The following is a 13,074-nucleotide window of genomic DNA, read 5'->3' as shown; positions in this document are numbered from 1 at the left end:
GCCGAGACCCAGGCGCCGCTGGCGGGACTCCAGCATGCCTCCGCCGAAATATGATGTTTCTTTCAGGCCTAAACAAGGCCCGTTACGCGTTGAAACCGGCTGTGAGCGCACATTCTCATACAAATGTCGTTGAAGTCCAGCCCATTACTCGCTGCGCAGCACTGGTGCTGCCTTGTGGCCAAGCACGCGCCAGGTGCCGACGAGGCCGAAGCCGACGGTCAGCACCAGGGCGAAGACGATCGTCGCCACCGCGACCTCGGGCAGGAAGGACGACGGCAGCGTCATGATTCGGGCAACGACAAACCAGGCGGCGACGCCGCCGGCGGCGAGCGCGAACACCGCAGTGGCGAGGCCGATCAGCATGTATTCGAGCGAAAACGCCGATATCAGCGTCCGCCGTGTCGCCCCCAGTGTCTTCAGGATGACCGCGTCATGGACCCTGGCACGGTTGCCGGCGGCAAGCGCGCCGGCCAGCACCAACACCGAGGCGATCAAAGCCACGCCGGCGGCGGCGCGGATCGCCGTGCCGAGCTGGGCGACGAGCCGGTTGACGACGTCGAGCGCGTCCTTCACACGCACCGTGGTGATGGCCGGATAGTTGCGCGTCACCGAATTGAGGATCGCCGATTCCTGCACGGGGGACGCCTTGTCTTCGGTCAGCGTCGCCAGCCAGCTATGCGGCGCACCGGCGAATGTGTTGGGCGAAAACACCATGACGAAGTTGATGCCCATCGATTCCCACTGCACTTCGCGGAAATTTGCGATCTTCGCCGTCACGTTGCGGCCGAGAACGTTGACCGTCACCATGTCGCCGAGCTTGAGCCCGAGCTCACCCGCCTCCTGCGCCGAGAAGGAAACCAGCGGCTCGCCGGCATAGTCCGCCGGCCACCACGTGCCTTGCGACAGCGTCGAATTTTCGGGAAGATTTTTGGCATAGGTCAGGCCGCGATCGCCGCGTAGCACCCACGCGCCCTCCGGCGGCACGTTGAGTTTCTGCACGTCGGTGCCATTCAGTGCCATGACGCGGCCGCGCAGCATCGGCACGCGGACCAGCTTGCCGCCTGGCGCCTCGGCCTCGACCAGCCTTGCGAAATCATCGACCTGATCGGGCTGGATGTCGACGAAGAAGAAGTTCGGCGCCCGTTCCGGCAGACTACCGGCGATCTGGCGGCGCAGATTGCCGTCGATCAGCGCCAGCGTCACCAGCAGTGTCAGTCCAAGGCCGAGCGACAGCACCACCGACGGCGTCAGCGCACCGGGCCGGTGGATGTTGCCTATGGCCAGCCGAAGTGCCGTTGAACGCACGCGCGGGCTCCGGCGCGCCAGCCACTGCACAGCACTTGCCACGGCACGCAGCACCAGGAACGAAAAGATCGTCGCGCCCACGAAGATGGTGGCGATGCGGCGGTCGCCGGCGAACCAGATGGCAAGCAGCGCCAGCACCGCAGCGATGCCCAGGGCCGTCGCGATGTAGACCAGCCGCGGCAGGCCACGGCCTTCGAAACCCATCTCGCGGAACAGCGCGGTCGCCGGCACGTCACGGGCGCGGCCGAGTGGCAGGATGGCAAAGGCGAGCGTCACCAGAATGCCGAACAGCGCCGCCATGGCTAGCGCCGTCGGATAGACGCCGGCCTCCGCCGGCACCGGGATGACCGACTGGAGCGCCGCACTTGCGGCAAACGGCATCAGCGCGCCGAGCACAAGGCCGACGGCGATGCCGACTGCCGCTATCAGCAGGATCTGGATCAGGTATACCGACAGCACGAAACCACCCGACGCACCGAGGCTCTTGAAGGTGGCGATGACGCCACGTTTGCCGTCGAGATAGGCACGCACGGCATTGGCCACGCCGACGCCGCCGACTACCAGCGACGTCAGCCCGACCAATGTCAGGAACTGGGTGAAACGCTCGATGTTGGCCGACAGTGCCGGTGCTGCATTGCTGCGGGTGCGCACGCTCCAGCCGGCCTCGGGGAATTCTCCATTCGCCCGCTCGCGCACGGCGGTCACCTCGGCCTCGCTCGCGCCGACCGGCATGCGGACCTTGTAGGCATGCTCGACAAGGCTGCCCGGCTGGATCAGACCGGAGGCGCTGAGGCCTTCCATCGACACCAGCAGGCGTGGCGCGAAGCCGAAGCCGTCGGAGACCGCGTCGGGTTCATTGACGAGCTTTGTCCTGAGCTCGAAGGTCGTGCTGCCGAGCTTGATGCGGTCGCCGAGCTTCAGGCCGAGGCGTTCGAACAAATGGTCCGGTGCCGCCGCGCCAAAAACGCCCGAACGCTCGGCGAACAGTTCGTCGCGCGGCAACGCCGGCTCGGTGACCAGCGCGCCGTAGAGCGGGTAAGCGCCATCCACCGCCTTGGCCTCGACCAGCGACTGGTCGGAGCCGTCCTCCAGCCGCGCCATCGAGCGCATTCCGGCATTGTGCGAAACGGTGCCGAGGCTTTCGAGGAAGGTCTTTTCCTTGTCGGTCGCTTCGCGCTGGATCAGCTGGAAGCGGATATCGCCGCCCAATAGCGCCTGGCCTTCGCTGGCCACGCCGGCGGTGATGGCGCGGGCTACCGAGTTGACCCCGCCAATCGCCGCGACGCCAAGCGCGATGCAGGTAAGGAAGATCAGGAAGCCGCGCAAGCCGCCGCGCATTTCGCGCGAGGCAAAGCGGAAAGCCAGAGGCAGGTCCTTCAGCATGGGCGTTATGCCCGCACTTTTTCGGCCAGCGGCGCGACCGTAGCCGTCTCGATCCGCCCCGAACGCATCGCCACCTGGCGGTCGCAACGGGCGGCAAGCGCGGGATCGTGGGTGACCAGCACCAATGTCATGGCGCGTTCGGCAGCCTTTGCGAACAGCAGGTCGGCGATCTGCCGCCCCGTCGCCTGATCGAGATTTCCTGTCGGCTCATCGGCGATAAGGATACGCGGCTCGGGCGCCAAAGCGCGTGCGATCGCCACGCGCTGCTGTTCGCCGCCCGACAGTTCACCCGGATAATGCGTCACCCGATCGGCAAGGCCCACGGCCGCAAGCTCCCGCGCGGCAATGTCAAAGGCATCGCGCTTACCGGCCAGTTCGAGCGGCACGGCGACGTTTTCCAGCGCCGTCATGTTAGGGATCAGGTGGAACGACTGGAATACGATGCCGATGTTGCGGCCACGAAACGCGGCGATCTGGTCCTCGCTGCGGCCGTTGAGCAGCTCGCCGGCGATCTTCACCGTACCGCCATCGACCCGTTCCAGCCCAGCCAGAACCATCAGCAGCGTCGACTTGCCCGACCCCGAGGGACCAACGATACCCGTCGCCTCGCCGGCTGCGACATCGAGGCTCACGCCCTTCAGCACATGCACTGACGAAGCCCCCGTCCCCAGCGTCAACGACACGTCTCTCAGTTCGATGACTGCTTCTGTCACGGCAAATCTGTCCTATATGAAAATGAAAGAGGCGCGAATTTCTCCGTCATATGGGTTTTGAGACATGGCATTGAAACATCTGATCTTCGCAATCTTTGCCGCCTCTCTTGCCTTTTTCACGACCATTGCCCCTGTCAGGGCCGAACCACTCAAGATCGTCGGCTTTGGCGACAGCCTGATGGCCGGATATGGCCTCAATCCTGGCGAAAGCTTTCCCGAAAAGCTTGAAAAGGCGCTACGCAACAATGGTCACGATGTCGTGATTACCAATGCCGGCGTTTCGGGAGACACCACGAGCGGCGGCCTGTCGCGCCTCGACTGGTCGATCCCCGACGGGACACAGCTGGTGATCCTGGAGCTCGGCGCCAACGATATGCTGCGCGGCATCGACCCGGCACTTGTCGAGCAGAACCTCGACAAGATGCTTGCCCGGCTCAAGGAGCGCAAGATCGAGGTGCTGCTGGCGGGTATGGTGGCCGCACCCAATCTCGGCCACGCCTACGCCGAACAGTTCGGCACGATCTATCCGAAGCTGGCCGAGAAGTACGGCGCCACGCTCTACCCGTTCTTCCTCGACGGTGTCGCCGGCGATCCGAAGCTGTTGCTGGAAGACGGCATGCACCCGACCGCTCAGGGTATCGACCGCATGGTCGAAAAGGCACTGCCGACGGTCGAGAAGGTCATTGCCGGCAAATGAACGCCGCAATGCAGCTGTGCAACACATAAGGTTTCGTTGCGTTGTCGAAACAGCAAGAGCTGAACAAAGCACTTGCCGAGCACGGCGATCGATGATTCGCTGAGCTTACGAATTGCGATTCGAGGAAGGGAGCCTGGCCATGCCGCGTCTTTTCACCGCCCTCGAAATTCCGCGTGATGCCGCCTTATCGCTGTCGCTGCTCAGGGGCGGCCTGTCAGGCGCCCGCTGGATCGACGTCGAAAACTACCACCTCACCTTGCGTTTCTTCGGCGACATCGAAGGCCATGTCGCCGACGAGATCGTCGAAGCACTCGACCGTGTCGACCGCCCCAGCTTCCAGCTCACGCTTTCGGGTGTCGGCGCCTTCGGGCAGAAGAAGCCGCATTCCATCTGGGCCGGGGTCATTCCCTCGCCGGAGATGAACGCACTGCAGGCCGAGATCGAACGCATCAGCAAACGCCTCGGGCTGCCATCCGACCCGCGCAAGTTCACGCCGCATGTCACGCTGGCGCGGCTGCGCAACACCAGCCCACTCGATGTCGCGCACTATCTTTCGGCACGCGGCAATTTCGCCACCGTGCCCTTCCGCGTCGGCCGCTTCGTGCTGATGTCGTCGCGCGACTCGGTCGGCGGCGGACCCTACATCGTCGAGGAAGCCTGGCCGCTGAACGGCGTCGACGCCCGCGCCGCAAGCCGGTCGGCAAGTGCTTCGGAAGCATCGCGGATCATGCGGTAGACCGCCGAAAACCCGTCTTCCCCGCCATAATAGGGATCGGGCACGTCGCGTGGCCCGCCCACGGCCTGGCCGAGAAAAAGCTCGACACGTTCGGCTGAGCCAGCCGGAGCCAGCGACCTGAGATCATCGACATTGGAACGGTCCATGCCGAGTATCAGGTCGAAACGCTCGAAATCGCGCGCCACCACCTTGCGTGCCTGCTGCGCCGTAATGTCGATGCCATGTTCGGCCGCGACCGCGATCGAACGCGGATCCGGCGCCGATCCGGCATGCCAGCCGCCGGTACCCGCCGAGTCGATGGTGTACTCGCCATCGAGCCCGCGTTCGGCAAGCACGGCTCGAAACACGCCCTCGGCCAGCGGCGAACGGCAAATATTGCCGAGGCAAACGAACAGAATTGATTTTACCGGCTTCTCGCTCATCGATCCCGCGCTATGCTGGTGAACACTTCGCATATCACGGGAGCATGAAATGGCCAGAGAGAAACTTGGACAACAGGAGCTGAAGGTAGCGCTCGATGCGCTCGGTGGCTGGACACTTGCCGCCGACGGGCTGTCGATGTCGCGCAGCTTCGTGTTCAAGAATTTCAGCGAGGCCTTCGCCTTCATGACCCGCGTCGCCATGGCGGCGGAACAACTCGACCACCATCCCGACTGGTCAAACGTCTACAAGACAGTCGACGTCACGCTGAATACCCATGATGCCGGCGGTCTGACCGAACTGGATATCAAGCTGGCAAAGCGGATGAACAGCTATTTCGGTTCCTGAGCCCGGCATCTTGCAGCGGAGGACGAACCTTCCCACATCTTTGGCTGTGCATTGGCGTGGTGACCGAAGACGGCTACCGGCAAGCGTCAAAAGATAGAGTTCGGGCAAAGGAGATTGTCTGGATGGTGAAGTTCCCCGGCTTTGACAGCTTTCGCGGCACAAACGATGCTCCGGCAGGCGAAGCCGAGGTGCGCGAGAAATTCTGGCGCACCGCCAAGCGTGCTGCTCGCCACGTGCCTTTCATGGAAGAGGTGGTGGCGGCCTATTATTGCGCGCTGGACAAGGACACGCCGCTGCGGGCCAAGGGTATCCTTCTGGCCGCGCTCGGCTATTTCATCCTGCCGGTCGACACCATCCCCGACGTCATCCTGGGCCTCGGCTTCACCGACGATATCGCCGTGCTGACCGCGGCGATCACGGCAGTTCGAGCGCACATGACCCCGGCCCACCGCCTTGCCGCGAAGGAAGCGCTGTCGCAGGACCAGTGACCGCGCTGCCCCCGCTTGTTTCATCTTGAAACGAAAAGTCAAACTCTTGCCGTTTTCGTGGTTTTCAACCACGTCAGGGACAAGGGCCTGTCCACCACAGGCAGTTCGGCGGGGTTCCACGCGGTGAATGTCCTTTCTGAAAGACGTTCACCCTTTGGTAACCCAGATTAAATCAAAATGAAGCGAACGGGCGGGCGCGCAGTCGGCCTGCCCCGCTCCATTTGAGGTACAGGAAAAGCGATGCGCGGTTTGATAGCTACAATTTCGGGTCTGGTGCTTGCAGTGTCGGCAATGCCGGCGCTCGCCCAGTCGGCGACCAAGATCGGCCAGCACAACGCCTGGGGCACCTACAGCTACCAGGCGCAAAACGGCAAGGTCTGCTACGTGCTGACGGTACCGACCGACAAGCAGCCGCCGACGCTTGACCATGGCGACATGTTCTTCTTCGTCAGCCAGCGCCCCGGCCAGAAGGTTTCCTTCGAACCGCAGTTCATTGCCGGCTACAATTTCCAGGAAAATTCAAAGGTCTCCGTCACCATCGGCGACAAGAGCTTCTCGATGTTCACCAAGGGCAAGTCGGCCTGGGTCGAGAATGCCGCCGAGGAGCCGGCGCTGATCGCCGCCATGAAGGGCGGCACGGACATGAAGGTCTCGGCCAAGTCAGGCCGCGGCAACCCGACCAATTACGTCTTCTCGCTCAAGGGCATCTCGGCGGCGCTGACGTCGATCACCACCTGCAAGTAAGCGCAGGCGCGAGACAGGTTTCGAAAGCCGGGCGCTCCGATCGCCCGGCTTTTTTGCGCGCAGAGCCGGGGTCTGAAGATGCACAGGATCATCGACGGCACCACAACCCATGTCGACCGGGCGGCGATGATCTGGGCGCGGGCGACGGCTTTCCGCGACTATGATCTCGACATCGCTTCGCTGGACGAGGCCCGCCCGGTCATCGCACGGGTGCTGACGTGTTCGCCGCACGCCTTGCTTGCCATAGCCGAAACCGCTGACGGGACCACTGTTGCCTTTGGCGCCATTGCACCGATGCCGGGCGCGGACAGCGTGGCAGAACTCCACTATTTCGGCGTCGAACCCGACCATTGGGGCAAGGGCGCGGCAGCCGAACTGCTGAGCGGTATCGCGGCACTGCTTCGCGAGCGCGGTTTCGCGGCCGCCGAGCTTGCGGTCTATGCAGACAACGATCGCGCCATCAGGCTCTATGAGCGCCTGGGCTGGCGTCGCCTGGGCGAACCAGTGCCGCACCAACGCAGCCGCCGCCTGGAGCAACGCTACCGGCTGGCGCTGGATCCAACGGGCTGAAGCTCCCTAGGATACTGCCGGGCGGCTCAGCGCATCGAACAGCCCCGAAGCCCATTGCGGCGCAATCAGCCAGACCGCCAGCGCGGCGATGGCGACGGCATGCAGCACGACGATCGCATAAAGCCTGCTGCGAAACGGCTCCTTGCGGGTCTTGTGGCGGAACAGGTGCTGCGCCGACAGCGCACCCAGGCTGCCGCCGGCGAAGGCGAGCCACAGCAGGGTTTTTTCGGGAATGCGCCGGGAGCCGGCGCGAGCCAGGTGCTTGTCGCGCCAGAAGGCAGCGAACGCCGCAAGATTGACGGCGAGCACCACCAGGACGACGTTGAGGATGTTGCTCATCCACCCAGCATCCCGGCCAATGCCTAACAGAACGCAAAGCTACGGCACAAATGCATGGCCGCCAAAACGTGACGCGGCGACAGAGCTATGATATGTCGCCCCAAAATCCTACATTTGCCGCGATATCAACCTAGCTGAGCACGAATGACCCTTTCGCTCGACCTCACCACCGATGCTACCCGCGACGCGTTGCGCGCCCGTGCGGCTGCGCCCGTCAAGGGCGAGCTGATCGGCCTCACCCGCGAGGAGCTTGCCGAAGCGCTGGTAAGCTCCGGCGTCGTTCCCGAACGCCAGGCCAAGATGCGCGTCCAGCAGCTCTGGCACTGGCTTTATGTCCGCGGCGTCTCCGACTTCGCCGACATGTTCAACATCTCCAAGGACCTGCGCGCCGAACTCGCCAAGCACTTCACCATTGCGCGGCCCGAGATCGTCGAGGAGCAGATTTCCTCCGATGGCACGCGCAAGTGGCTGTTCCGCTTTCCGCCGCGCGGTGCTGGCCGTCCAGTCGAGATCGAGACCGTCTACATTCCCGAGGAAGGCCGCGGCACGCTGTGCATCTCGTCCCAGGTTGGCTGCACGCTGACCTGCTCGTTCTGCCACACCGGCACGCAGAAGCTGGTGCGCAACCTGACGGCGGAAGAAATCCTGACGCAGCTGATGACGGCGCGTGACCGGCTGGGCGACTTCCCGCACCGCGACACCCCCGCCGGCGCCATCGTACCGGCCGAGGGGCGGAAAATCTCCAACATCGTCATGATGGGCATGGGCGAGCCGCTCTACAATTTCGAGGCGGTGAAGAAGGCGCTACTGATCGCGTCCGACGGCGACGGCCTGGCACTGTCGAAGCGGCGCATCACGTTGTCGACCTCGGGCGTGGTGCCGGAAATCTTCCGCACCGGCGAGGAGATCGGCGTCATGCTGGCAATCTCGCTGCATGCCACCAACGACGATCTGCGCGACCTGCTCGTGCCGATCAACAAGAAGTACCCGCTCAAGGATCTGATCGAGGCCTGCCGCTCATATCCCGGCCTGTCCAACGCCCGCCGCATCACCTTCGAATATGTGATGCTGAAGGACGTCAACGACAGCCTTGAGGACGCCAAGGCGCTGGTCAAGCTGCTCCGGGGTGTGCCGGCCAAGATCAATCTGATCCCGTTCAATCCCTGGCCGGGTACCAACTACCAGTGCTCGGACTGGGAGACGATCGAGAAGTTCGCCGACTACATCAACAATGCCGGCTACGCCTCGCCGATCCGCACCCCGCGCGGCCGCGACATCCTCGCCGCCTGCGGCCAGCTCAAGTCTGAATCCGAGCGCATGAAAAAGACCGAGCGCCTGGCGCTCGAAGCGATGATGATTGCAGGACACGGCGAGGCGTGAGCCGCGTCCTGCTCTATCTCGGCAAGTTCGCCCACATGGTGCTGGGCTATCTCGCGGCGTCGCTGGCTGCCAGCGCCTTCCTCAACGTGGTCTTCCTGGGCGTCGCAGGCCTCATCTCTGCCGAGATACCACCTGAGGTGGCGAGCGGCTCGATGGTCTTCACTATCCCCTTTGTCGCGCTTTTCGTCGCCTACTTCGCCTTCGTGCCGGCAATCGTCGTCATGCTGCTCGCCGAGTTGCTCGGCAAGCGCGACTGGCTGTTTTACGCACTTGCCGGCGGCTTCGTCGCATTGGTGTTCATCGGCTTCGCTTACCAGAGCGGCGAAGGCGGCTTCGCCTATCGTGATCCGCTCTGGCCGGTTTCGATCATCGGCAGCGGCCTGATCGGCGGCATCGCCTACTGGTTCATCACCGGCCGCTTTGCCGGTGCGCTGCGGCCTACTTCGCCTGCGCCGTAAGGATTTTCAGCGCGAAGGCCGAGAACACACCGGCGAACAGATAATCGACGATGCGCGTTACCTTGGGGCTCTTCCTGAGCAGGCCGGCGAACCTGTCTGCCGCGATCACCATCGGCGCCGTCACCGGCAGCGACAGGATGATGAACATCGCGCCGAGGAAAAACAGCTTGCCCGGCGCATTGGTGTCGTGAGCCGACACGAACTGCGGCAGGAAGGTCATGAAGAACAGGATGATCTTGGGGTTGAGCAGATTGATGCCGAGCCCGGTCGCCCAGTTCTGGAACACCGAGCGCGGCGCCCGCTTGGTGGTGTCGGGCGAAAACGCCGAGCCCTTGGCGATCGCCTGGAAGGCGAGCCAGACGAGATAGCCGGCGCCGACGATCTTGAGCGCCATGAAGGCCTGCGGCGAAGCGACGATCAGCGCCGACAGCCCGAGCGCCACCAGCGTGGTGTGGAAGACGATGCCGGTCATCGCACCAGCCATGCAGGCAAAGCCCGCCTTGCGGCCTTCCGACAACGCCCGGCCGACGAACAGGGTCATGTCAGGCCCTGGCGTGATCGCGATGATGAAGGTTGCGATCGCGAACTGGATGATGGTCGACCAATCGGGAATGAAAGACATTGTCGGGCCGCCGGTTCTGCCTCAAGGGCAAGGTTGTGGGGGATTTCAGGTAACAGCCCTAATCGTACCAATTCCGCGCTTCAACCGGAAAATGCAGGCCAGAGCGCCGTGTGGCCGGTTGGACGCACCCAGGACGCTCCGGACCATTGAATCTGCCGCCGGACCATTTCGATCCGGCGGCATGGCTCATTTGGATCAGCTGGCGAAGTAGTTCTGCGTGCCGTGCGCCTCGATCGCTTCGCCGAGACGGGCGAGTGCATGGACGTAAGCTGCGGTGCGAACCGAGACGTCCTTGACCTTGGCCACGTCCCAGATCGCGCGGCCCTCGCGCTCCATGATGGTGCGCAGGCGGTCGTGGATCTCCTCGACCGGCCAGTAGTAGCCCTGGCGGTTCTGCACCCATTCGAAATAGGAGACGGTGACGCCGCCGGCATTGGCCAGGATGTCAGGCAGGACGACGACGCCCTTGTTTTCTAGGATCGCGTCGGCTTCCGCAGTGACCGGGCCGTTTGCCAGCTCGAGCACGATCCGCGCCTGGACGCTGTCGGCATTGTCGATGCGGATCATGTTTTCCAGCGCCGACGGCACCAGGATATCGCAGTCGACGCCGACAAGCGCGGCACCGTCGAGCAGTTCATGGCCGGCGTGGCCGGCGGTGGTGACGACCGAACGGCCGCTGTCCTTGGCAACGAACAGCCGGTCGAGGTCGAGCCCGCCGGCGGCCTGTACCGCACCTTCGGAATCGGACACGGCAACGATCTTGTGGCCATCCGAAGCAAGCAGGCGAGCGATATGCTGGCCGGCATTGCCGAAACCCTGCACGGCGATGCGCAGGCTGCCCTTGAGGCCGAGCTCCTCGGCAAGATGGCGCACGAGATAGAAGCCGCCGCGCGCGGTGGCGTCGCCACGGCCGAGCGAACCGCCCAGCGCCAGCGGCTTGCCGGTGATGACGGCGGGCGAAGCCTGGCCGACGATCTGCGCGTATTCATCGGCCATCCAGCCCATGATCATCGAGTTGGTGTAGACGTCGGGCGCCGGGATGTCGCGGTCCGGGCCGATGATGCGGGCGAAGGCCTGGATGTAGGCGCGGGACAGCCGCTCCAGTTCCGCCTTCGACAGCTGGCGCGGATCGACCTGCACGGCACCCTTGCCGCCGCCATAGGGCAGGTTCATGACAGCGCATTTGAAGGTCATCCAGAACGCCAGCATCTCGACCTCGTCGGCGCTCGAATCCGGATGGAAGCGGATGCCGCCCTTGGTCGGTCCGCGGGTGTCGTCGTAGCGGCAGCGCCAGGCGATGAAGGATTTGCGCGAGCCATCGTCCATGCGGATCATCAGGCGGGCTTTGGTGGTCTCGCGGGCGAATTTCAGTTTCTCGATCACGTCGGCATCGACGTTGAGATGTTTCGCCGCCTCGTCGAGGCGCACGAGTGCATGATCAAGAAGACTGACTTCTGACATATCTGGATTTCCTGTGGTGATTGGCAATGAGCCGGCAGCTACGCCGCGGGCATTCACTCGCCTGCATAAATATTCACCACAGTTCAAGACCGAAGAAGGTCGCAGCTCTTCCGCGAGGTCAGGTGCAGAACAGCCTTTGGCCCGATAGCACAGCCGATTGCTTACATTTCCGCCGCCAAATGCGGCCGTCGAAGCCGAATGGTCCAGGCCAAGATTCCTTTTGGTCCTGCCTGGCCGCGCGAAGCGGATTTGCGGCATCGGCATGAAGCACGCCGCAGCGGACAGGTTGACTTGCCCTGTCGCGCATCATCCAACTGCCGCCGCAGACAGGAGTAGGTGATGCAGGCAGTTTTCGACGGCCACAACGACGTACTTTACCGGTTGTGGAACAACGCCGCCAAGGGCGCAGACCCGGTTGCGGAGTTCATCGAAGGCACCAGGCAGGGCCACATCGACATGCCGCGTGCCCAGAAGGGCGGCCTCATCGGCGGACTCTGCGCCATCTACATCACCTCGGCCAACATGCCCGACGAGCAGCGAGACGAGAACGGCCACTATGCCATTCCGCTGTGCAAGCCGCTCGAACGCGCGCCATCGCTCGACATTGCGCTCGACATGGCCTCGATCGCCTTCAGGATCGAGCGCGCCGGCGGCTGGAAGATCTGCCGCACAGGCACCGACATCGACGCTGCGCGTACCGAAGGCAAGTTTGCAGCCGTGCTGCACATGGAAGGCTGCGAGGCGATCGACGCCGATCTCGCCGCACTCGACGTGTTTTATGCCGCCGGCCTGCGCTCGCTCGGCCCTGTCTGGAGCCGCAACACCGTCTTCGGCCATGGCGTGCCATTTGCCTTCCCGTCGAGCCCCGACACCGGCCCCGGTCTGACCGAAGCCGGCAAGAGGCTGGTCAAGGAATGCAATCGCATCGGCATCGCCATCGACCTGGCCCACATCACCGAAAAGGGCTTCTGGGACGTGGCCAAGCTCAGCGACCAGCCGCTGATCGTCAGCCACTCCAACGTTCATGCGATCACGCCGATCAGCCGCAACCTGACCGACAAGCAGCTTGCAGCGGTGCGTGAGAGCAACGGCCTTGTCGGCCTGAACTTCGCCGTCACCATGCTGCGCGAGGACGGGCTGAAGAGCGTCGACACGCCGCTCTCGGACATGATTCGCCATATCGACTATCTCGTCGAGCATGTCGGCATCGATGGCGTGGCACTCGGTTCGGACTTCGACGGCGCCACCGTGCCGGCCGAGATCGGCGATGCCGCTGGCCTGCAGAAGCTCGTTGCCGCCCTAAGCGCTGCGGGCTACGGTGACGACGATCTGGCGAAAATCTGCCGTGACAACTGGCTGAGGGTCTTGCGCTCGGCTTGGCACGAAGCGGCGGCCTAACAACAAATAATT

General features: G+C 63.7%; 15 protein-coding genes. 9 read left to right on the top strand and 6 right to left on the bottom strand.

Annotated elements, in window-relative coordinates; translation table 11 throughout:
- Positions 1-144: 144 nt before the first annotated feature.
- Both IHE39_RS09200 and IHE39_RS09195 read right to left on the bottom strand, forming a co-directional pair.
- Positions 145-2,688 (bottom strand): ABC transporter permease, encoded by a 2,544-nt coding sequence (locus IHE39_RS09200; protein WP_192566267.1) that lies wholly within the window; start codon positions 2,686-2,688, stop codon positions 145-147.
- A gap of 5 nt (positions 2,689-2,693) precedes the next feature.
- On the bottom strand, positions 2,694-3,401 hold the full coding sequence (locus IHE39_RS09195; RefSeq protein WP_192566266.1) for an ATP-binding cassette domain-containing protein: 708 nt from the start codon (positions 3,399-3,401) through the stop codon (positions 2,694-2,696).
- A 64-nt stretch (positions 3,402-3,465) separates the two neighbouring features.
- Here IHE39_RS09195 and IHE39_RS09190 point away from each other — a divergent pair, with 64 nt between their 5' ends.
- Together IHE39_RS09190 and thpR are read left to right on the top strand one after the other, a co-directional pair.
- Complete coding sequence (locus tag IHE39_RS09190; RefSeq protein ID WP_184768268.1) at positions 3,466-4,098, top strand: arylesterase; 633 nt, start codon at positions 3,466-3,468, stop codon at positions 4,096-4,098.
- A gap of 139 nt (positions 4,099-4,237) precedes the next feature.
- On the top strand, positions 4,238-4,834 hold the full coding sequence (gene thpR, locus IHE39_RS09185; protein ID WP_192566265.1) for an RNA 2',3'-cyclic phosphodiesterase: 597 nt from the start codon (positions 4,238-4,240) through the stop codon (positions 4,832-4,834).
- Here thpR and IHE39_RS09180 read toward each other — a convergent pair.
- Positions 4,738-5,256 carry a low molecular weight protein-tyrosine-phosphatase gene (locus IHE39_RS09180; RefSeq protein WP_192566264.1) on the bottom strand — a complete coding sequence of 173 codons (519 nt, stop codon included), beginning with the start codon at positions 5,254-5,256 and terminating at the stop codon, positions 4,738-4,740. The two genes, thpR and IHE39_RS09180, sit on opposite strands and share 97 nt — an antisense overlap.
- A gap of 49 nt (positions 5,257-5,305) precedes the next feature.
- On the opposite strand from IHE39_RS09180, the gene IHE39_RS09175 reads away from it, so the two are divergent.
- From IHE39_RS09175 to IHE39_RS09160, 4 genes are all read left to right on the top strand, one after another.
- Positions 5,306-5,602, top strand: coding sequence for a 4a-hydroxytetrahydrobiopterin dehydratase (locus IHE39_RS09175; protein ID WP_184768271.1), 297 nt, complete (start codon positions 5,306-5,308; stop codon positions 5,600-5,602).
- 122 nt (positions 5,603-5,724) lie between these two features.
- Entirely contained in the window at positions 5,725-6,090 is a 366-nt protein-coding gene (locus IHE39_RS09170) for a YkvA family protein (RefSeq protein ID WP_192566263.1), read from the top strand.
- Between the two features lie 240 nt (positions 6,091-6,330).
- Positions 6,331-6,834, top strand: a complete 504-nt coding sequence (locus tag IHE39_RS09165; protein ID WP_115730135.1) for an invasion associated locus B family protein — start codon at positions 6,331-6,333, stop codon at positions 6,832-6,834.
- A 78-nt stretch (positions 6,835-6,912) separates the two neighbouring features.
- A complete protein-coding gene (locus IHE39_RS09160) occupies positions 6,913-7,404 on the top strand; it encodes a GNAT family N-acetyltransferase (RefSeq protein ID WP_192566262.1) in 492 nt (163 codons plus the stop codon).
- 6 nt (positions 7,405-7,410) lie between these two features.
- On the opposite strand, the gene IHE39_RS09155 is transcribed toward IHE39_RS09160, so the two are convergent.
- The gene (locus IHE39_RS09155; RefSeq protein ID WP_192566261.1) at positions 7,411-7,743 is read right to left on the bottom strand and encodes a DUF1294 domain-containing protein; all 333 of its coding nucleotides are present in this window, start codon (positions 7,741-7,743) and stop codon (positions 7,411-7,413) included.
- Positions 7,744-7,887: 144 nt separating this feature from the next.
- On the opposite strand from IHE39_RS09155, the gene rlmN reads away from it, so the two are divergent.
- Together rlmN and IHE39_RS09145 are read left to right on the top strand one after the other, a co-directional pair.
- Positions 7,888-9,123 (top strand): dual-specificity RNA methyltransferase RlmN, encoded by a 1,236-nt coding sequence (gene rlmN / locus IHE39_RS09150; RefSeq protein WP_184768275.1) that lies wholly within the window; start codon positions 7,888-7,890, stop codon positions 9,121-9,123.
- Positions 9,120-9,581 carry a hypothetical protein gene (locus IHE39_RS09145; RefSeq protein WP_184768276.1) on the top strand — a complete coding sequence of 154 codons (462 nt, stop codon included), beginning with the start codon at positions 9,120-9,122 and terminating at the stop codon, positions 9,579-9,581. Before rlmN ends, IHE39_RS09145 begins: the two co-directional genes overlap by 4 nt.
- On the opposite strand, the gene IHE39_RS09140 is transcribed toward IHE39_RS09145, so the two are convergent.
- Entirely contained in the window at positions 9,562-10,203 is a 642-nt protein-coding gene (locus IHE39_RS09140) for a LysE family translocator (RefSeq protein WP_184768277.1), read from the bottom strand. The two genes, IHE39_RS09145 and IHE39_RS09140, sit on opposite strands and share 20 nt — an antisense overlap.
- Positions 10,204-10,398: 195 nt before the next feature.
- Positions 10,399-11,664 carry a Glu/Leu/Phe/Val family dehydrogenase gene (locus IHE39_RS09135; RefSeq protein ID WP_192566260.1) on the bottom strand — a complete coding sequence of 422 codons (1,266 nt, stop codon included), beginning with the start codon at positions 11,662-11,664 and terminating at the stop codon, positions 10,399-10,401.
- Between the two features lie 339 nt (positions 11,665-12,003).
- Here IHE39_RS09135 and IHE39_RS09130 point away from each other — a divergent pair, with 339 nt between their 5' ends.
- Entirely contained in the window at positions 12,004-13,062 is a 1,059-nt protein-coding gene (locus tag IHE39_RS09130) for a dipeptidase (protein ID WP_192566259.1), read from the top strand.
- Positions 13,063-13,074 lie beyond the last annotated feature (12 nt).

The organism is Aminobacter carboxidus, assembly GCF_014863355.1.
Classification (GTDB): Bacteria; Pseudomonadota; Alphaproteobacteria; order Rhizobiales; family Rhizobiaceae; genus Aminobacter; species Aminobacter carboxidus.
Note: the sequence above shows the minus strand (reverse complement) of the source record. Positions and strands in the feature narration are given on the sequence as shown.

Bases quoted from the DNA above. Each gene is read 5' to 3' on its own strand.
- IHE39_RS09200 (WP_192566267.1), bottom strand. From the start codon at position 2,688: ATGCTGAAGGACCTGCCTCTGGCTTTCCGCTTTGCCTCGCGCGAAATG.
- IHE39_RS09190 (WP_184768268.1), top strand. From the start codon at position 3,466: ATGGCATTGAAACATCTGATCTTCGCAATCTTTGCCGCCTCTCTTGCC.
- thpR (WP_192566265.1), top strand. From the start codon at position 4,238: ATGCCGCGTCTTTTCACCGCCCTCGAAATTCCGCGTGATGCCGCCTTA.
- IHE39_RS09180 (WP_192566264.1), bottom strand. From the start codon at position 5,256: ATGAGCGAGAAGCCGGTAAAATCAATTCTGTTCGTTTGCCTCGGCAAT.
- IHE39_RS09175 (WP_184768271.1), top strand. From the start codon at position 5,306: ATGGCCAGAGAGAAACTTGGACAACAGGAGCTGAAGGTAGCGCTCGAT.
- IHE39_RS09170 (WP_192566263.1), top strand. From the start codon at position 5,725: ATGGTGAAGTTCCCCGGCTTTGACAGCTTTCGCGGCACAAACGATGCT.
- IHE39_RS09165 (WP_115730135.1), top strand. From the start codon at position 6,331: ATGCGCGGTTTGATAGCTACAATTTCGGGTCTGGTGCTTGCAGTGTCG.
- IHE39_RS09160 (WP_192566262.1), top strand. From the start codon at position 6,913: ATGCACAGGATCATCGACGGCACCACAACCCATGTCGACCGGGCGGCG.
- IHE39_RS09155 (WP_192566261.1), bottom strand. From the start codon at position 7,743: ATGAGCAACATCCTCAACGTCGTCCTGGTGGTGCTCGCCGTCAATCTT.
- rlmN (WP_184768275.1), top strand. From the start codon at position 7,888: ATGACCCTTTCGCTCGACCTCACCACCGATGCTACCCGCGACGCGTTG.
- IHE39_RS09140 (WP_184768277.1), bottom strand. From the start codon at position 10,203: ATGTCTTTCATTCCCGATTGGTCGACCATCATCCAGTTCGCGATCGCA.
- IHE39_RS09135 (WP_192566260.1), bottom strand. From the start codon at position 11,664: ATGTCAGAAGTCAGTCTTCTTGATCATGCACTCGTGCGCCTCGACGAG.
- IHE39_RS09130 (WP_192566259.1), top strand. From the start codon at position 12,004: ATGCAGGCAGTTTTCGACGGCCACAACGACGTACTTTACCGGTTGTGG.